We start from the raw sequence: 17,908 nt of genomic DNA on the forward strand, positions 1-17,908 counted from the left end.
GGATATATGTTAGAAAATCTAGAACATATGAGAGAAAATTTCAAAGAATTAGAAAAAAAACTTGCTGATCCTGAAGTTTTATCTGATACTGAAAGGTTTAAAAAAGTTTCAAGAGAATATAATCAATTAAAACCAATTGTTGAAAAATACAATCAAATAAGATCTGCAGAAGATATGATTAATGAAAATACTGAGCTTTTAAAAGAAGCTGATGATAAGGAAATGATTGATCTTTTGAAATCTGAAATTGATGAAAATAAAAAAAATCTTGAAAAATATAATGAAGATTTAAAAGTTTTACTTATACCAACTGACCCTAACGATCACAAGGATGTAATTGTAGAAATTAGAGCAGGAGCTGGTGGAGAAGAAGCTGGACTTTTTGCTGGAAATCTTTACAGAATGTATCACATGTATGCCGATAAACAAAAATATAAAACAGAAGATATTGACGTATCAAGTCAAGGAATCGGCGGAATGAAAGAAGCAACTTTTATAGTAAGAGGAGAAGGTGCTTATTCAAAATTAAAATATGAATCTGGAGTTCACAGAGTACAAAGAGTTCCAGAAACAGAATCAGGTGGAAGAATCCACACTTCAACAGCGACAGTTGCTGTTTTGCCAGAAGCTGATGAGGTTGATATAAAAATCGATCCAAATGATATAAGAACAGATGTTTATAGGTCAAGTGGAAACGGTGGACAAAGTGTAAACACAACAGATTCTGCTGTAAGGCTAACCCACATTCCAACAGGACTTGTAGTAACTTGCCAAGATGAAAAATCTCAAATTAAAAATAAAGACAAGGCAATGAGAGTTTTAAGGGCAAGATTATATGAAATAGAAGAGCAAAAAAGACAAAAAGAAATTTCGGATAACAGAAAATCTCAAGTAGGAACTGGAGATAGGTCAGAAAGGATCAGAACTTACAATTACCCACAAGGAAGAATAACAGATCACAGGATAAACAAAACTATTTATCAATTAGATGATTTTTTAGATGGAAATATTGAAGAGATGATAGAATCTTTGATAACAGAAGACCAAACTAGAAAATTAAAGACAATGGGAGAAGACTAATTGTTTGAAATTCTTGCAAAAAAATTTGTAAAAGATTATAAATCCACTGATAAACAAAGAGTAAGATTAAAATTAATTTCTTTATCGGGTTTAGTTGGAGTATTAATTAATATATTTTTGTTTTTAATAAAAATAAGCATAGGGATAATTGCATCTTCTTCAGCAGTAATGGGAGATGCTTTCAATAATATGAGCGATGCCCTTACGAGTTTAATCACTTTGGTAGGAGCAAAAGCAAGTAGCAAACCAGCCGATAGCAACCATCCTTACGGCCATGGTAGGAGTGAATACATAGCAAGTTTTTTAGTTTCAATTCTTATTATGTTTGTAGGATTTTTGCTATTTACAAGTTCTATAGATAGTTTTTATAAAGGAAATTTACCAAAACTTTCTAAGCTTAGCATAATAATCCTTGTTATTTCTTTAGGATTTAAATTTTACATTTATTTTTTAAATAAAAACTTAGACAAAAAACTAGATTCTAAATTAAATTATGCAGTAATGATAGATGCAAGAAATGACATATTGTCAACAATTTCTATTATTTTTGCTGTAATTATACAAAAATATATAAGTTTTAACCTCGATGCACTTTTGGGTATAATTTTATCCATTATTGTCTTTAAACCAGGTTTAGATTTGTTTATAGATACGATAGATAAGTTATTGGGAAAAGGAATCAGTGAAGACCTTCATAAAAAAATTGAAGAAATAATTCTTTCTGGCGACTTTGTCCATGGCTATCACGATTTAAAAATTCATGAATATGGTAGAGGAAAGCTTGTAGGAAGTTGCGATGTAGAAGTTCCATCAAATATAAGTGTAGGAATAATGCATCAAGCAGTTACAAATATTGAACTTAGACTTTTAAATGAGTTAAATATTTCTATAACCATACACATGGATCCAACTTATTGCTTAATAGAAAATGAAGAAAACAAAAAAATAATTGAGAAATTAAGAAAGTCAGTAAAAAATGCAAACAGAGATATTGAAAATAGATAGAGAAAATATAGATGAAAATATCCTAAACCGTGCAGCTGAAATAATCAAAAAAGGAGAATTAGTTGCTTTTCCCACAGAAACAGTATATGGTTTGGGAGCTGATGGATTAAATCCAAAAGCAGCTAAAAAAATTTTTAAGGCAAAAAATAGACCAGAAGATAATCCATTGATTCTTCATATAGATGAAGATTATAAGCTTGACGAATTAGTAGAAAAAGTTGACGATAGGACAAAATTTTTAATTAAAAATTTGTGGCCAGGTCCTCTTACTGTAATCCTTAAAAAAAGCTCAATAATTCCTGATATAATTACAGGTGGAGGAGATACAGTTGCTGTTAGAAGACCAAAAGATAAACTTGCAAGAGAGTTTATAAAATATTGTAATACACCAATAGCGGCGCCTTCAGCAAATATTTCTGGCAGACCTTCCCCAACAAATGCAAAAGATGTTTATTATGACATGAACGGAAGAATTCCACTGATAATTGATGGAGGAAGTTCAGATATTGGAATTGAATCAACTGTAATTGATATGAGTTTGGAAAATCCTTGTATATTAAGACCAGGCTATTACACTTATGAATACATAAAAAAATTTATTCCAAATGTATGTTTGGATGATTCATTGGTTGACGATTCAAAAGTTCCAAGATCTCCTGGTCAAAAATACAAACATTATGCGCCAAAAGCGGAGATGAAAGTTTTTGTTGGAGATAAAAGTGTAGAAAAAATAAAAGATTTAGCATTAAAATATAAAAATGAAGGGAAAAAAGTAGGGATTTTAGTTTTTGATAAGGATACTGAAAAATTTTCAGAATTTACTACACTTTCTTTAGGAAATAAAGATAATTTAATAGAAATGAGCCATGTTCTTTTTGAAGCTTTAAGAGATTTGGATAGAAAAAATGTAGATATAATTCTTGCTGAGGGAGTTAAAGACATTGGGCTTGGAAAGAGTATAATGAATAGGATGAAAAAATCCGCATCTGGAAATATTTTTAATTTGTAAAGGAGAAATAATGGGCAAAGTAACAATTTTGGATCACCCAGTGATCAAACATAAAATTTCAATTTTAAGAGATAAGAATACAGGTTCTAATGAATTTAGATCAATTATAAAAGAGATAACAATTCTTTTAGCTTATGAAGCAAGTAAGGATTTTACTTTAGAAGAATATGATATAGAAACACCAATTTGTAAAACAACAGGTTATAGACTTTCTGGAAAAAAACTTGGAATTATTCCAATCCTTAGAGCAGGTCTCGGTATGGTTGATGGATTAATTGAAGTTTTCCCAGCAGCAAGAGTTGGTCATATAGGAATGTATAGGGATGAAAAAACAATGAAACCTATTGAATATTATTTAAAAATTCCTAAAGATTCTAACAAAAGAGATATGTTAGTAATTGATCCTATGCTTGCAACTGGTGGTTCAGCTTGTGATGCCATCCAAAGATTAAAAGAAAAAGGCTGTACTTCTTTAAAATTATTAAATATAATTGCAGCACCTGAAGGAATTAAAAGAGTTCAAGAAGAACACCCAGATGTAGATATTTATATTGCTCAATTGGATGAAAAATTAAATGATGATTGTTATATAGTGCCAGGACTTGGAGATGCTGGAGATAGGTTGTTTGGTACTAAATAAGGGGATAGTATGAGTAAAGAAGAAATGTTAGTAGTAAGAAAAAATGGACCATTAAAGGGAGAAGTTTATATTTCTGGAGCAAAAAATTCAGCTCTTCCAATTCTTGCTGCAAGTTTATTGGCAAGCGAAGAAGTTATTTTAGATGAAGTGCCAAAATTAAAAGATATAGAAGTTATGGTGGAAATTCTTAGAAGTTTAAATGCTAAGGTTGAATATATTTCAGATACAAGCCTTAGAATTGATTCTTCAAAAGTTGATAAATTTGAAACACCATTTGAATTGATGGATAAAATGAGAGCATCTTTTATAGTTATGGGTCCATTGCTTGCAAAATTTGGACACGCAGTAACAAAAGCTCCTGGTGGATGTAATATTGGAAAAAGACCAATTGATTTGCATTTGAAAGGTTTTGAAGCTTTAGGTGCTCAAACTACAATGAATCACGAAGAAATATCATCAAAAACAAAAAATGGTTTAACAGGAAATGTAATTTATCTGGATTTTCCTTCAGTAGGTGCAACAGAAAATATTATGATGGCAGCTACCATGGCAGAAGGAGAAACTGTAATTGAAAATGCAGCAAAAGAACCAGAAATTGTAGATCTTGCATCGTTTTTATCAAAAATGGGAGCAAATATAATTGGAGCAGGTACATCAAATATAATTATTAAGGGTGTAGAAAAATTAAAAGGAACAAGACATACAATTGTTCCAGATAGAATAGAAGCCGCAACTTATATGTTAGCTGCTGCAATTACTGGCGGAGATATTTTAATTAAAAATGTTTTGGGATCTCACATAAGACCAGTTATAGCAAAATTAATCGAAATTGGTGCAGAGGTAGAAGAAATTGAAGATGATGATATGATTAGAGTAAAAGCTTGTAAAAAATTAAAAGCTACAAGTATTAAAACTTTACCATATCCTGGATTTCCTACAGATGTTCAATCTCAATTTATGGCATTAATGACAGTATGCAATGGCGAATCTTCAGTTGTAGAAACTGTTTTTGAAAACAGATTTATGCACGTTGATGAGCTTAAAAAAATGGGAGCTGCAATAATTACTGAAGGAAATAGGGCAGTAATTGTTGGAGTTGATAAACTTCATGGAGCAGAAGTAAAAGCTACAGATCTAAGAGCAGGAGCTGCTCTTATCCTTGCTGGACTTGTAGCTGATGGAGAGACAAAAATATCTGATATTTATCATATTGATAGAGGATATAGTGATTTGATTGAAAAGTTTACAAAACTTGGTGCTCTTATTGAAAGAAAACAGGTAAATTAATAATGAAATTTGAAGGCATAATTAAAAGTATAATTTATAGAAATGAAGAAAATGGATACACGGTTTTATCCTTACAAACTTCTGACTCGCCTATAACTTGTACTGGAATTATGCCTTTTTTTAATGAAAATGATCAAGTTGTTGTTGAAGGCGAATTAATTTATCATGACAAATATGGAGAGCAAATAAATGTTGAAAGTGCTAAGATAAAAAAGCCTTCAGGCAAGAAAGCAATTATTTCTTATCTTTCTAGTGGAAATATTGAGTCAATTGGCAAAAAAACTGCTGAATTAATTTATGAAAAATTTGGGGACAAATCTATTGATGTTGTTTTTAATGAATCTGAAAAACTTTTATCTATACAAGGAATTGGCAAGAAAAAACTTGAAAAAATAAAAGAATCTACGATTGAGGCTAGAGATAGTAGGGAGGCTTTGTTATATCTTCAAGGTTTAAATATTTCTTTTAACTTATCAAATAAAATTTACAAAGCTTATGGAGATAATACGATTTCTATTGTGAAAACAAATCCTTATAAATTATCTGAAGACATTTCAGGAATTGGTTTTGTGATGGCTGATAATATTGCTATGAATATGCAAATGAAAAATGATTCTAAATTTAGAATTTCAGCAGCTATCTCTTATATTCTAAAAAATGATGCAGAAATGAGTGGGTCTTGTGCTTTAAAAAAAGAAGATTTGTTGAATAAAACTTTTGATTTGATTAAGGTAGATAAAAATAAAATAAATGAACAGATAAATGAGGATCTTTTAAAATCAAAAATTCAAATTATAAAAATTGGAGAAGATGAATTTGTATATGATAAAGATATTTATAAGGCAGAAAAATCATGTGCAATAAATCTTTCTAGGCTTCAAAATGAAAAATATATTTTTGATGTGAAAATAAATGAAGATTTTGATGCTTTTTCAAAAGAACAAGAAATTGCTATAAAAGAAGCTTTTAATAATATGCTTTTAGTAATTACTGGAGGTCCTGGTACTGGAAAAACTACAATAATAAAGGCTATTTGTAATATTTTAAATGAAAATAATTTAAAATTTAATCTTGCAGCACCTACAGGACGAGCTGCAAAAAGGATGCAAGAGTCTACAGAAAATGTAGCTTTTACAATTCATAGGTTAATAGGAATAAAACCAGAAAACCCAATTCCAGAATTTAATGAGGAAAATACTCTTGATTGCGATTATGTAATCGTTGATGAGGCAAGTATGATTGATATTAAATTAATGGATAAATTATTGAAAGCTCTCTCATCAAAAACCGCTTTAATTTTGGTTGGAGATCACAATCAACTTCCAAGTGTTGGAGCAGGAAATGTTTTGAAAGATATTTTGGATACGGATATAACAGCAGTAAAACTTAAAAAAATATTTAGGCAGGCCAAAGAGAGCAATATTGTTGTAAATGCTCACAAAATAAATGACGGTTTGTATCCAATTTTAAATCAAAAAAATAAGGATTTTTTCTTTATTAATTCAAATTCAAAAAATTTTCAAAATGATTTGTTGGATTTGGTAAAAAATAGACTTCCTAACTACTATAAGCTTGATCCTATCAACGACATTCAAATACTTGCGCCTAGCAAAAAATCTTTGTGGGGAATTGTTAATATAAATGATCTTTGCCAAAAAGAATTAAATAAAAATCCTAATTCAATTAAAATTAACAATAGAATTTTTAAATTAGGGGATAAGGTTATGCAAGTTAGAAATAATTATGAACTTGAAAGCTTAAATCCGGATAATTTTGATGATGGCGTTTATAATGGAGATATTGGTAGAATTATTGATATTGATAAAAATATGGAAAGTTTAAAAGTAGAATTTTATGATGGAAATATTGTTTCATATAAAAAAGAAGATATTAAAGATTTGGACTTATCTTATGCAATTACAATTCACAAATCTCAAGGTTCTGAATTTGATTGCGTATTAATTCCAATGATGCCAGCATCTTTTATGCTTTTAAACAGAAATTTATTGTATACTGCCATAACAAGAGCAAAAAAATTGGTAATTTTACTTGGAGAAAAGAAAATTTTAAAACAAATGGTTAAAAATAATAATGAATCAAAAAGACTTACAAATTTAAGTTTTTGGATAAAAGAATTATCAGAGGCGTTAAAATGATTGGAGATTTTTTGTTTTTGGATGATAATTTGTGTCTTTTTTGCAAAGATGAAGAAAAAGAAAAATTTTCTTTGTGCAAAACTTGTCTTTCAAAGCTTGATTATGTTGACAATGAATTTGAAATTTTAAATTATAAGGCTAGAGTTTTGTATTTTTATAATCCTTTTATGGCACATTTGATTGGAGATTTTAAGTTTAATAGAAATACTTCCCTTTATAAAATTTTTGGTCAAATGATTTATGATTATATTAAGGAAAAATCTATGGATGATTTTGATTATATTCTTACGACGCCCTCATCAAAATCTGTTTTAAATAATAGGGGATTTGACCACATAAAACTTATTTGTGATTATTTTATAGATGAAACTAAAATGAAATATTTAGAAAATTTTAAAAAAATAAAAAACACAAAGGCTCAACATAAACTGTCAAGAGAAGAAAGGGCAAAAAATTTAAAAAATTCTTTTGAATTTGACGGAGATTTGACTGGGAAAAAAGTTTTGATTTTTGATGATATTATTACAAGTTCTAATACAATAAAAGAAATTATAAGAACAATTGAAAAGGCAAATCCAAAAAATATAGGAATTCTTGCCCTTGCATCAAGTCATAGGGTAAAAAAATAAGGTGCATTTATAAATGCACCTTATTTCTATGCTTCTGCTTTTTCACTTTCTTTTAAAAATTCGTGTATTTTTACGGCAAGTGCCATTTCTATTCTTTTTTTGAAAACTTTACATCCGTAATCGTAAATTTTATTTATATCTCCACCTGCATTATAATTATTTGCTGCACAGCCTCCTGAGCAATACATTTGTGCCCAGCAGTCTTTGCATTTTTCTTGGCTATATAAATTATTTTTTTTGAAATTTTTAATTATTTCTGGTTTTTTAATTCCTTCAAAAACATTTCCTATTTTGAAATCATCGTTTCCAACAAATTGATGGCAAGGATATAATTCTCCTGTTGGTGTAACTGCCATATATTCTGATCCTGATCCACAACCTGAAATTCTTTTGTAAACGCAAGGCCCATTGTTTAAATCTATCATATAATGGTAAAAAATAAATTTGTCGTCTTTGTCGATTGCATCTATTAACATATCTGCAAGTTTTTCGTATTCTTCAAAAATTCTTGGAAGATGCTCTTCTTTTAGGGCGTAATCCTCTTCATTATTTCCAACAACTGGCTCAAGGGATGTTCTTTTAAATCCTAAATCTAAATATGTCTTTATATCTTCAGTAAAATCTAAATTGTTTGCTGTAAAAGTTCCTCTCATATAATATTCTTTGTCGCCACGATTTTTTACTAATTTTTGAAATTTTGGAACAATTTTATCAAATGAGCCCTTTCCATCATGAGTTTTCCTAAATTCATCGTGTTTTTCTTTTCTTCCATCAAGAGAAAGAACAACATTTTTCATATTTTTATTTAGATATTCGATTTTTTCATCATCCAAAAGCATTCCGTTTGTGGTTAAAGTGAAATTAAAATGTTTATTAAATTCTTTTTCCTTACTTCTTGCATAATCGACGGTATTTTTTACCAAATCCCAATTTAAAAGTGGTTCTCCTCCAAAAAAATCAATGTCCAAATTATAATGAGATCCTGAATTTTCTAAAAGAAAATCAATTGATTTTTTTGCAACATCATCTGTCATAATTGCTTCAGGGCCATGGTATCGTCCTTCTTTTGCAAAACAATACTCACAAGAAAGATTGCAAGTGTGACTTACATTTAAGCACATTGCCTTTAGATAAGTTTTTCTTTTGTCCAAATCAATGGTTAAATCTTTAAAATCATCATCTGAAAATAAAACTTTTTCGCTAACTAAACTTTTTACTTCTTCATAAGCTTCGTCAAATTGGTCTTGATTTATGTTATGTAAATTTTTAATTTCTTTTTCTATGTAAGATTTTTCTTTATTTTTATTTAATAGGCTTATAATATCGTAAGAAATTTTATCAACTAGATGAACTGATCCGGAATAAACATCCAAAACAATATTATAACCCTTTGCTTTATATTGGTGTATCATTTTTTCTCCTTAATTTATAGTAAAATACTTGGGATTTAATCCAATAAAAAAATAAGGGACTTGCCCTTATTTATTTTTTGTGTTAACACATTCTTGGTTAGCAACTCCACAAGAAGTTTTGCAAGCTGATTGGCAAGATGTTTGACATTCGCCACAGCCACCGTCTTTTTTGCTTTTGTGAAGATTTCTTGTATTTAAAGTAATAATTCTTTTCATATATGTATCTCCTTTTTCCTATAGATTCATAATAACAAAATGGATAATTTTTGTCAATTGATAATAGGAATGTGAGAATTTTCCAAAGATAAATCAATTCCCATAGTTTGAAGATATTTAATCTGGTCAATAATTTTTTTATTAATAATTTCTCCAGGAATAAGAAGGGGAATTCCTGGTGGATAAGCATAAATATATGAGGCAAAAATTTTGCCTTGAGATTTATCTAAATCAATCAAAGAAATATCTTTGCAAAAAGCTTCTTTAATAGATAATTTTTTTTCACATTCAATAAATTCAAATGAAAAATTTGATTTTTTATATTTTAAATTCTTGTCAATTTTAACTAGGGCATTTTTTAATCTCAAAAATCCATCTTTCCTATCAAAAATACTTGCAATCAAAATCACATAAGTTGGGCTTGCCATCTCAATTTCAATTTTTTCTTTATATAATAAATCAGAAAGCTCATTTCCGTTAATATTTGTATTTTTGCAAGAAATAATAATTTTTGAAATATCTTTAGACTTAGAATTGATAAATTTTAAATTTTTCAAATCAGTTTTATACAAATTAGCTAAATTTTCCAATAATTTATCCCACAGACCATAAAAATTTGAAAAATTAGAAATCATATCATCAATTGAGCCACTTACTAGATAAGATGGGGAAGATGTTTGAAATATTGCCATATTTCGTCTTAAATTTTTAATATCAATATTTTTATTTTTTATAATAATGCCACTAGCTGGAGTTAAAGCTGATAAATTTTTGTGAAAAGATGTAATAGCTAGGTCGTAGGAAAAATTATTTTCATAATCGGATAAGATTGTATGAGAACCATGCGCCATATCAACAAGCAATAAAATATTTTTATCCTTTATTATTTCTTTAATCTTTTTTAGATCAATCATAAAACCCTCATAAGAAGGAGAAGTAAGAAAAATCATAGAATAAGAATTTTTTTCGATTTTTTTATTCAAATCTTCGTAATCAATGTCATAAGCCATATCATTTTCGTCAATTTTTACCTTTAAAAAATCTGCATTTAAATCAAAAAGCTCAATTGCATTAAAAATAGATTTGTGGGAATTTCTTTGGACTAGAATATTTTTATTTTTTTGGGTTAAAGCTCTTAATGATGCAAGAATTCCACAGGTTGAACCGTTAGTTGAAATTATAAAATCATTAGCTTTATAGATATGAGCAAGTTCATTTTCCATTTTTTTGAAAAGCCCTTGGGGATTATTCAAATTATCAAAATTTCTAATTTCCGTTATATCTCTTTCGTAAGAAATTTTTTTATTTAACAAATTTTTATTTCTTTTGTGTCCAGGCATAGCAAATGGATAATAATCTTCTTTTAAATAATCATCTAATTTTTCATTTAACATTTTTAATCCTTTCTTTTATCCAATATTATACTTAAAAAAATTTAAAAATAAATTTTTGAAATTAGACATTTTATTTACATAATCTGTGATATAATGTATAATTGTATTGGTAAATTTACATTAATTTAACATAAAATATATAAAAAATTCACAATTAGAAAAGAGAGGATTAAATGAATAAAAATAAAAAATTAAAAATTACTTCGTTTGTAATTTCTTTGATTGTAATGCTTTTTATTCAAAGCTTTATTGAAGATTTTTCTTTTAAAGTTTATACAAACGAAAAAATTGAAATTAGTCAATTGGAACCTAGCAGCCAATATTCGAATAATTTTAAAATTAATTCGATTTATCAAGGAGATAAACTTTTAGACTTAAACAAGGTTGATATTAAAGGATGGACAAAGGCAAATACAAAAACGGGCTATCCAATTCAAACAAATGGTTATAGCAAGGATAATAAATTAAGTATTAAACCTAGTCCAAGATTGATGTTTAATAAATTAACAGTAAATTTTGAAACAAGTCCAAAATATTCTACAGCTGTGATGACTTATTTAAAAGACCATACAATGACAATGTATGCTAGCTCATCTGATAACAGGTCATACGTAGATATTAATTACACAGACTTTTTATCAATTCTTACACAAACATTAATTTTTATAGGCTCAATAGTTCTATTTTCATTTTTTATTTATAATTTAATAAGAAGAATAGAAAAGGCAGAAAATAAGAAAAAAGAAATCTTATACATAGGTAAAGATTATATTTTGAATTTTTTAGTTTTTGGTGTATCTGTTTATGGTTTGAGTAAACTAAGAGATCATGTAAATAATGAAATTTATTTTACTTTCTTCCGTGCACCATTTACTTACAATGATTTGGTAGAATTTATATCAATTGTATTTTTAGCATCTCTTGGAATGAAAAGTATTTACAAGAGAAAACAAAACATAAAAGCACTTGATATGACAAATTGGATTTTATTTATCCTAAATCCATTCATGTCATTTTATATATTGGAATCAGCTTACAATCCAAATTTTGCTTCCATGGAAGTAATTTATATATTAATAAATGCTTTAATTTTATTCTTAATCCAAGTTTTAATATATATTGTAATTAGGAAAAAAAGACTTTCAATGATTTTCATTTTAGTTTTATCAATTGCTTTTGGTATAGCTAATGATGCTTTGTATATATTGAGAGATTCCCCTCTTATACCAGCATTTTTGGGATCACTTGGAGTTGCAGCTGATGTTGCAAAAGATACAGTTATTCAATTAAATGGACATTCATTAATGGCATTTTCGCTTGCAAGCTTGTGGCTTTTAGTAATTTCTTCTATAAATGAAGGGAAAATTACAATTTCCAAAAAGTCTTATGCAAAACAACTTGTTGGTTATTGTGCGATGTTTGGATTGATTACTGTAGTTAGCGTAAATTATTTTATAAAGCAAAATGGAGTTGGAGTAAACTTGTGGAGACCATCAAGAACTTATTATGTAGAAGGTTCCCCATATAGTTTTTATAGAATTTTTGCAAACCAAATTCTTACAGCACCAAGAGGCTATGATGAAAAAGAAGTAGAAAATACATTAGAAGAATATTACAACAAGGATATTGGAACAAAAGATAATAAGAAACCAAATATTGTAATGATTCAATCTGAAGCTCTTGCTGATTATTATGGAAAAGGAAATTTAAAATTAAGTGAAAATCCAATAGCTTTCCAAAGATCTTTAGAAGAAAATGCAATTCAAGGAAATGCTTATGTTTCAGTCCTTGGTGGAGGAACAGTAAATTCAGAATACGAAACTTTAACTTCAGTTCCTTTGACATTTTTCCCACTAGGAGCGTATCCATTCCAACAATATGTAAAAGAAGGTCACACATCAGTAGCAAGAATTTTGGAAAACCAAGGTTATGAAACATTTATAACTCATCCAAATAAACCAACAAATTATTCAAGACAAGAAGCATGGCCAAATTTAGGATTTAAAAATATTGCATTTTTACCAGATTATGACCAAAACCCAAATAATTTTGAATCAACTAATGGATTTTTAAAAGATTCAGTGGCTTACGATAAAATAAAAGAGCAATTTGAAAATAAATCTGATGACAAACCACTTTTTGCATATCTTGTATCAATGCAAAATCACGGTGGATATACATCAAATATTCCTGGAGGCATCAAAGTTTTAAATGAAAATAATGGAGATGATCAAGGGGCAAGCCATTATGTAAACTTGCTTAAAAAATCTGATGAGGATTTAAAAAATCTAATCGAATACTTCAAATCTTATAAGGAACCAACAATACTTTGTATATTTGGTGATCATCAACCACAAAACTACGATGTATTTATGAAGTTAATAAACTCAAATGACAACTATACAAACAAGGATGTTTTCCATACGCCTCTTACTATTTGGGCAAATTATGATATTGAAGAGGATAAGGATGTAAATATATCAGTAAATTACTTAATGCCATATTTATTAGAAAAAGCTGGTGGAATTAAATTATCAGCATATCAAAAATATATGTTAGATATGCACAAGGATTATCCAATTATTTCAACTAAACAAATATATAATAATGAAGGTCAAGAAGTAAGCAAAGATGAAGAATTTATAAAGAGAAATAATAAATTAAATTCCTTAATTTATTATGAAATGAAGCAAGATACAAAATCAAATAAATATTTTAATGAAGCTTCAAAATAAAATTTTCCGAAACCAAGTAAATCTTGGTTTCGGTTTTTTCATGTTTAATTAATATGATATAATAGCTACATAAGAATTTAAAAAGGAGAATCAATGCAAAGTCTAATAGATTTTATTAGATCAAATTTTTCAAATGAAATAGCCCTAATAATTATTAGCATGCTGCCTTTAATAGAGTTAAAAGGTTCAATTCCTATTGGTCTTGCAATGGGATTTAAACCAGTTAAAGCTTATTTGTATTCAATTATTGGTTCAACTATTCCAGCAATTTTTATACTATTATGGATTATGCCAATTTTTGCATACATGAAAAATAATGCTAAACTTAAAAAAATTGCAGCTTGGGCTTTGAAAAAGGCTGAGAAAAAAGAAGAAAAAATAAAAAAATATGAATATTTAGGTTTGTTTTTATTTGTAGCAATTCCTTTGCCGGGAACAGGAGTTTGGATGGGATCTTTGATTGCATCAATTCTTGGCTTAAATAAAAAAAGATCTTTGTTGATGATAGCAGTTGGAAATGTAATTGCAGGAATTATTATTTATACTTTTTCTAATTTTTTCTTTTAAGGAGTTATATGAATATAAAAAAAAGAATTATAAAAGCAATACTGATTATCTTAATGGGATTAACAGTTTTATTTGCAATTCAACTTGTAAGAGGATTTATAGGATCACAAATAATAAAAGATGAAAATGATTTTACAGGAAGTGATCTTGGAGAAGGTAACGAGATTGAGCAAAAAAATAAAGATGAATTGCTATTTGTTTTTGCAGGTGTAGATGCAACTGGGGAAAAATTTGGTACAAGAACTGATACACTTATGCTTGTTTTGATGAACAAAGAAAACAAAACCATAGATATAATTTCTATTCCTAGAGATACAAGAGTTAATGTAGATGGGAATATGGATAAAATAAATGCTGCCCATTCTTATGGTGGTATGGACGATACAATAAAAACTATAAGAAATTTCTTGTCAATCGATTTAGATTATTATGCAGAAGTTAGTTTTCAGGCAGTAGAAGATGGAGTAGATGCACTTGGTGGAGTGGATATAAATGTTCCAGACCAAATTGCAACAGCTCAAAATATTGAACCTGGTCTTCATCATTTTAATGGAAAACAAGCTCTTGATTATTGTAGATTTAGAAAAGGATATGCAAATGCAGATTTGGGAAGAATTTCTTGCCAACAAGATTTTGTTGTACAATTTATAAAAAATATGACAAAGCTAAAAAATATAATAAAAATTCCTGGTGTAATTTCAAAAGTAAGTTTAAACATGGATTCAAATATAAGTATGTCAACTATTTTATCTTTTGCCTGGGCATTTAAAAATATTGATGATGCTCAAATAAATACACAAACAATTCCAGGATACCCAGATATGATTGATGGAATATCTTATTATATTCCCGACAATGAAGCGACAATAGATATAAGAAATAAAATATTATATAATTATTTATTAGAAGAATAAAGGAGAAATTATGGACATCAAATCAACAATAAGAGTAATTGAAGACTACCCAAAAGAAGGAATATCATTTAAAGATATAACAACACTTTTAAAAAACAAAGAGGCTTACAAAGAAACAATTGACCTTATGGCAGAAAAATTAAAAGATTTAGATTTTGATTATATTATTGGAATAGAATCTAGAGGATTTATTTTTGGAGCAGCACTTGCTGACAGATTGAATGTAGGATTTATTCCAGTTAGAAAACCAGGAAAATTGCCAGGAGAAATAAAATCTTTATCTTATGATTTGGAATACGGACAAAGCACAATAGAAATTCACGAAGACGCTTTAAAAAAAGGGGATAAGGTTGTAATAGTTGATGATTTAATAGCAACGGGTGGCTCTGCAAAAGCCTGTACAAAATTAGTAGAATCACTTGGTGGCGAGATAGTTTGCTTAGAATTTTTAATAGAACTTACAAGCCTTAAAGCAAGAGAGGAATTAAAAGATTATAAAGTGATTTCATTAATCGAATACGATCATTAAAATTAAACCTTCATTAATTTGAAGGTTTTTTATTTTGGTAAATTTAAATATATTTATAACTTTTAAGTTTTCAATAAATTTTCATAATGTTTGCCTAAAATTTTAAAGGGTATAGTATGTGTAAGGGAAAATAATTATTAGGAGGAAAAAATGGATCAATATAAAATGGTTGAAAATAAATTAAAGGAATTGGAAATAGATTTTAAAATAGTTGATCATCCGCCTGCATTTACAACTGAAGAAGCTGACAAATATATAGAAGGGCATGATGGTGTTCGTACTAAATCTATGTTTTTAACTGATAGAAAAAAGAAAAATTTTTATTTGGTTATATTGGATGATTATAAAAGATTAGATATGGATCGTTTTAAAGATATAGTTGGAGAGAAAAAAGTAAAAATGGCATCTGAAAATTCTTTGATGGAAAAAATGAAACTTCCAGCAGGAACAGTTTCTCCTTTTGGATTATTAAATAATGAAGACCATGATATTAAATTTTTTATGGATAAAGAAATTGTAGATGAAGAAATAATGACTTTTCATCCAAATATAAACGAAAAAACTTTATTTTTAAAAACAAAAGATTTGTTCAAATACTTGGATAATATAGGATATGAAGTAAATATTATAGAATTATAACTTTAAGGCATCTAAATTTAGATGCTTTTTATTTCTTTATTTATAAAATTTTGATTTTTTTGTGGAATTTTTGTAATATAAAATAGGTTTTAACAAAGCTAAGTCTTAAAAAAAGGAAGAAAAAATGAAAAAGAAAGAAAAAAAATTTAAGAAATTAAAATATATTTTGATAATTGTTTTTATAGGTTTTATTATAAGTTTATGGACAAATAAATTTTTAAAAACTGACTTTGATAATTTGCCAAAATTAGATAGACAAGTTATAGAAGAATACGATAAATTTCAAAAAAGTGATAAAAAATTATGGCAAGATTATAAGCTAGAAGATAAGGATATATTAGTAATCAATAAAAATATTCTGGGGAATTTTTATTTGCTTACTAAGGATAAAAATATAAAGTCGATTTTTGCTAAAAAAATAAAGACCAAAGAAGATAAAATAAATATTTATAGGATTTCTAAATTATATCCAAAAAGATTTGAGTATTTAATTGGAAATTTTAATACAAAAGATAAGAATTATAAAATTTTAGGAAAGGATAATATTTTTTATGTAAAATATGACAAAGATTCAATAAATAAAAAATTTTCATCTTTACATTTTTTGCCTTTTCTAAGCCATGAGGCCTTGCATTATTATATGCAAAAAGATTGGGATAATATAACTTTTAGGGGATATTCTTACAATGATAAGGAATTGGATTTGTTGGATAGGGAGTATAAAGTTTTAGGAAAAATTAAAAAAGCTCTTGATGAAAATGCTGATGTAAATATTTTAAAAAATTTGGGTAAAGAATATTTAAAGGTAATGGATGAACGATTTGAAAAAACTGATCCTGAAAAAATTCAAGCTGAAATTTTTGAAGAAACAATGGAAGGAGCTGCAAATTATGTATCGATAAAAGCAGCAAAAATTGTTGGATATGATTATGGGATTTTGTATTTTGATAATACAAAAAATGTAAAATTTGATGAAATAGTTCCAACAATAAAAAAAGGACAAATCAATCAAAGTATAATCGGAGAAAAAATAGTTTATGAATCAGGAGCACTTTTGTGCCAGTATTTGGATAAGATTGAAGTTAAAAATTGGCAAGAAAAATTAAATAATAAGGGCAAAAAAGATATAAGCTTATATAGCATTATAAAAGAAAATTTAAATTAAGGAGTTTTTATGAAAGATACAAAAAAAATTTCTATACAAGAAACTTATGGCGATAGATTTCAACATTGTTGGGGTTGTGGACCAAAAAATGATAAGGGATTGCATTTAAAATCTTTCCCAAGTGATGATAAAAAAACTGTAAGGGCAAAAATTATTCCAAATGAAATGTATACGGGTGGAGTGCCTCAAAATCTTTTTGGTGGAATGATTGCAATGATTTTTGATTGTCATGGCACAGCTTCAGCAGCATATTTTGCTCATATCAACAATGGATTGGAATTTGATGAAAATACATTAATAGGAAGATTTATAACAGCAAGACTTGAAGTTGATTTTAAAAAACCAACTCCTATGAATGAAGAGATTGAAGTAATAGCAAAGCTTGAAGAAATTGGCGAAAGAAAAGCAATTATTAATATGGAATTGTTAGCAAAAGGAGAAATCCGAGCAAAAGCAAAAATGGTTGCAGTTAAAGTAAAAGATAATATGTAAAATTAATCCAGCTATAAATTTTTTAAATTAAAAATATAT

The 17,908-nt window shown here is 27.7% G+C and carries 17 protein-coding genes; 14 read left to right on the forward strand and 3 right to left on the reverse strand.

What is annotated here, in order from left to right:
* The first annotated feature begins 6 nt into the window (after positions 1–6).
* Genes prfA through HMPREF2782_RS00615 form a run of 7 tightly spaced genes read left to right on the forward strand, consistent with a single transcriptional unit; the run spans position 7 to position 7,806 of the window.
* Positions 7–1,080: a peptide chain release factor 1 gene (gene prfA / locus HMPREF2782_RS00585; protein ID WP_004839028.1), complete on the forward strand. Its 1,074-nt coding sequence runs from the start codon at positions 7–9 to the stop codon at positions 1,078–1,080.
* Positions 1,081–2,085: a cation diffusion facilitator family transporter gene (locus HMPREF2782_RS00590; RefSeq protein WP_070640057.1), complete on the forward strand. Its 1,005-nt coding sequence runs from the start codon at positions 1,081–1,083 to the stop codon at positions 2,083–2,085.
* Positions 2,057–3,094, forward strand: coding sequence for an L-threonylcarbamoyladenylate synthase (locus HMPREF2782_RS00595; protein WP_070640060.1), 1,038 nt, complete (start codon positions 2,057–2,059; stop codon positions 3,092–3,094). Before HMPREF2782_RS00590 ends, HMPREF2782_RS00595 begins: the two co-directional genes overlap by 29 nt.
* A gap of 10 nt (positions 3,095–3,104) precedes the next feature.
* A complete protein-coding gene (gene upp, locus HMPREF2782_RS00600; protein ID WP_019117496.1) occupies positions 3,105–3,734 on the forward strand; it encodes a uracil phosphoribosyltransferase in 630 nt (209 codons plus the stop codon).
* Positions 3,735–3,743: 9 nt separating this feature from the next.
* Positions 3,744–5,021: a UDP-N-acetylglucosamine 1-carboxyvinyltransferase gene (murA, locus tag HMPREF2782_RS00605; RefSeq protein ID WP_070640064.1), complete on the forward strand. Its 1,278-nt coding sequence runs from the start codon at positions 3,744–3,746 to the stop codon at positions 5,019–5,021.
* A gap of 2 nt (positions 5,022–5,023) precedes the next feature.
* Positions 5,024–7,177: an SF1B family DNA helicase RecD2 gene (locus HMPREF2782_RS00610; RefSeq protein WP_070640067.1), complete on the forward strand. Its 2,154-nt coding sequence runs from the start codon at positions 5,024–5,026 to the stop codon at positions 7,175–7,177.
* The gene (locus tag HMPREF2782_RS00615) at positions 7,174–7,806 is read left to right on the forward strand and encodes a ComF family protein (RefSeq protein WP_070640070.1); all 633 of its coding nucleotides are present in this window, start codon (positions 7,174–7,176) and stop codon (positions 7,804–7,806) included. Before HMPREF2782_RS00610 ends, HMPREF2782_RS00615 begins: the two co-directional genes overlap by 4 nt.
* Before the next feature lie 26 nt (positions 7,807–7,832).
* On the opposite strand, the gene scfB is transcribed toward HMPREF2782_RS00615, so the two are convergent.
* The 3 genes from scfB to HMPREF2782_RS00630 form a co-directional block, all read right to left on the reverse strand.
* Positions 7,833–9,218, reverse strand: a complete 1,386-nt coding sequence (scfB, locus tag HMPREF2782_RS00620; RefSeq protein ID WP_070640073.1) for a thioether cross-link-forming SCIFF peptide maturase — start codon at positions 9,216–9,218, stop codon at positions 7,833–7,835.
* A 66-nt stretch (positions 9,219–9,284) separates the two neighbouring features.
* The gene (gene scfA, locus HMPREF2782_RS00625) at positions 9,285–9,434 is read right to left on the reverse strand and encodes a six-cysteine ranthipeptide SCIFF (protein ID WP_004817312.1); all 150 of its coding nucleotides are present in this window, start codon (positions 9,432–9,434) and stop codon (positions 9,285–9,287) included.
* 53 nt (positions 9,435–9,487) lie between these two features.
* Positions 9,488–10,828 (reverse strand): aminotransferase class V-fold PLP-dependent enzyme, encoded by a 1,341-nt coding sequence (locus tag HMPREF2782_RS00630; protein ID WP_070640076.1) that lies wholly within the window; start codon positions 10,826–10,828, stop codon positions 9,488–9,490.
* A 173-nt stretch (positions 10,829–11,001) separates the two neighbouring features.
* Here HMPREF2782_RS00630 and HMPREF2782_RS00635 point away from each other — a divergent pair, with 173 nt between their 5' ends.
* The 7 genes from HMPREF2782_RS00635 (at position 11,002) to HMPREF2782_RS00665 (ending at position 17,869) form a co-directional block, all read left to right on the forward strand.
* Complete coding sequence (locus tag HMPREF2782_RS00635; RefSeq protein ID WP_070640079.1) at positions 11,002–13,563, forward strand: alkaline phosphatase family protein; 2,562 nt, start codon at positions 11,002–11,004, stop codon at positions 13,561–13,563.
* Positions 13,564–13,656: 93 nt separating this feature from the next.
* The gene (locus HMPREF2782_RS00640) at positions 13,657–14,130 is read left to right on the forward strand and encodes a COG2426 family protein (protein ID WP_070640082.1); all 474 of its coding nucleotides are present in this window, start codon (positions 13,657–13,659) and stop codon (positions 14,128–14,130) included.
* 8 nt (positions 14,131–14,138) lie between these two features.
* Positions 14,139–15,044, forward strand: a complete 906-nt coding sequence (locus HMPREF2782_RS00645) for an LCP family protein (RefSeq protein ID WP_070640085.1) — start codon at positions 14,139–14,141, stop codon at positions 15,042–15,044.
* Between the two features lie 10 nt (positions 15,045–15,054).
* A complete protein-coding gene (locus tag HMPREF2782_RS00650) occupies positions 15,055–15,573 on the forward strand; it encodes an adenine phosphoribosyltransferase (protein WP_070640088.1) in 519 nt (172 codons plus the stop codon).
* A 150-nt stretch (positions 15,574–15,723) separates the two neighbouring features.
* Positions 15,724–16,212 (forward strand): prolyl-tRNA synthetase associated domain-containing protein, encoded by a 489-nt coding sequence (locus HMPREF2782_RS00655; protein WP_004839015.1) that lies wholly within the window; start codon positions 15,724–15,726, stop codon positions 16,210–16,212.
* 124 nt (positions 16,213–16,336) lie between these two features.
* Positions 16,337–17,377 carry a hypothetical protein gene (locus HMPREF2782_RS00660; protein WP_070640092.1) on the forward strand — a complete coding sequence of 347 codons (1,041 nt, stop codon included), beginning with the start codon at positions 16,337–16,339 and terminating at the stop codon, positions 17,375–17,377.
* A gap of 9 nt (positions 17,378–17,386) precedes the next feature.
* Entirely contained in the window at positions 17,387–17,869 is a 483-nt protein-coding gene (locus tag HMPREF2782_RS00665) for a hotdog domain-containing protein (RefSeq protein ID WP_070640095.1), read from the forward strand.
* Positions 17,870–17,908 lie beyond the last annotated feature (39 nt).

Origin of the sequence: Anaerococcus sp. HMSC068A02 (assembly GCF_001811125.1) — a bacterium.
In the GTDB taxonomy this organism is placed as follows: Bacteria; Bacillota; Clostridia; order Tissierellales; family Peptoniphilaceae; genus Anaerococcus; species Anaerococcus vaginalis_C.

Bases quoted from the DNA above. Each gene is read 5' to 3' on its own strand.
- upp (WP_019117496.1), top strand. From the start codon at position 3,105: ATGGGCAAAGTAACAATTTTGGATCACCCAGTGATCAAACATAAAATT.
- HMPREF2782_RS00610 (WP_070640067.1), top strand. From the start codon at position 5,024: ATGAAATTTGAAGGCATAATTAAAAGTATAATTTATAGAAATGAAGAA.
- scfB (WP_070640073.1), bottom strand. From the start codon at position 9,218: ATGATACACCAATATAAAGCAAAGGGTTATAATATTGTTTTGGATGTT.
- HMPREF2782_RS00650 (WP_070640088.1), top strand. From the start codon at position 15,055: ATGGACATCAAATCAACAATAAGAGTAATTGAAGACTACCCAAAAGAA.
- HMPREF2782_RS00645 (WP_070640085.1), top strand. From the start codon at position 14,139: ATGAATATAAAAAAAAGAATTATAAAAGCAATACTGATTATCTTAATG.
- scfA (WP_004817312.1), bottom strand. From the start codon at position 9,434: ATGAAAAGAATTATTACTTTAAATACAAGAAATCTTCACAAAAGCAAA.
- prfA (WP_004839028.1), top strand. From the start codon at position 7: ATGTTAGAAAATCTAGAACATATGAGAGAAAATTTCAAAGAATTAGAA.
- HMPREF2782_RS00630 (WP_070640076.1), bottom strand. From the start codon at position 10,828: ATGTTAAATGAAAAATTAGATGATTATTTAAAAGAAGATTATTATCCA.
- HMPREF2782_RS00660 (WP_070640092.1), top strand. From the start codon at position 16,337: ATGAAAAAGAAAGAAAAAAAATTTAAGAAATTAAAATATATTTTGATA.
- HMPREF2782_RS00595 (WP_070640060.1), top strand. From the start codon at position 2,057: ATGCAAACAGAGATATTGAAAATAGATAGAGAAAATATAGATGAAAAT.
- HMPREF2782_RS00665 (WP_070640095.1), top strand. From the start codon at position 17,387: ATGAAAGATACAAAAAAAATTTCTATACAAGAAACTTATGGCGATAGA.
- HMPREF2782_RS00655 (WP_004839015.1), top strand. From the start codon at position 15,724: ATGGATCAATATAAAATGGTTGAAAATAAATTAAAGGAATTGGAAATA.
- HMPREF2782_RS00635 (WP_070640079.1), top strand. From the start codon at position 11,002: ATGAATAAAAATAAAAAATTAAAAATTACTTCGTTTGTAATTTCTTTG.
- HMPREF2782_RS00640 (WP_070640082.1), top strand. From the start codon at position 13,657: ATGCAAAGTCTAATAGATTTTATTAGATCAAATTTTTCAAATGAAATA.
- HMPREF2782_RS00615 (WP_070640070.1), top strand. From the start codon at position 7,174: ATGATTGGAGATTTTTTGTTTTTGGATGATAATTTGTGTCTTTTTTGC.
- murA (WP_070640064.1), top strand. From the start codon at position 3,744: ATGAGTAAAGAAGAAATGTTAGTAGTAAGAAAAAATGGACCATTAAAG.